The sequence below is a fragment of the Phormidium sp. CCY1219 genome (assembly GCF_035615515.1).
Classification (GTDB): domain Bacteria; phylum Cyanobacteriota; class Cyanobacteriia; order Cyanobacteriales; family Laspinemataceae; genus CCY1219.
Genome location: NZ_JAJENT010000190.1, coordinates 1 through 455, shown reverse-complemented (window position 1 = coordinate 455; position 455 = coordinate 1). Strand labels below are relative to the sequence as shown.

The window sequence follows — 455 nt, the reverse complement described above, 5'->3', positions numbered from 1 at the left end:
TTCGCCAAATGCACCGCCGCCGTCATATTCAGCAAGCCAGCGCCCGTTTCAGCATCATGACCCGTACTGCCCAAATCTGTCGCTGTATCGCGGATAATATCCACCACCTGGCGGTAACTCAACTCAGGATTGGCCGCCCACACCTGAGACACCGCACCTGTCACCTTCGCCGTGGCTACGGAAGTCCCCGCCATACCACTGGTTCCTTCCCCAGCTAACGACAATTGGGGATTCTCCGTCGTTCCCCCATAGGCCATCACATCCAAACCCCGACCATAACTAGAATAATCCGTACGGTCAGCCCCCTTCCAAACCGATGTCTCTGGGTCAAACTGTTCCGCCGCACCCACGGTCATAATATTGTCAAACTCCTGAGAAGCTTGACCCAACGCCGACATCACACCACCGTCATTCCCAGCAGCGGCCACAATCATGACGTTATTCTGACGTGCATA

General features: G+C 55.4%; 1 protein-coding gene. It reads right to left on the bottom strand.

Annotated elements, in window-relative coordinates:
* A partial coding sequence (locus tag LKK83_RS01220) for a S8 family serine peptidase (protein WP_324628920.1) occupies positions 1-434 on the bottom strand: 434 nt, incomplete at its 3' end.
* Positions 435-455 lie beyond the last annotated feature (21 nt).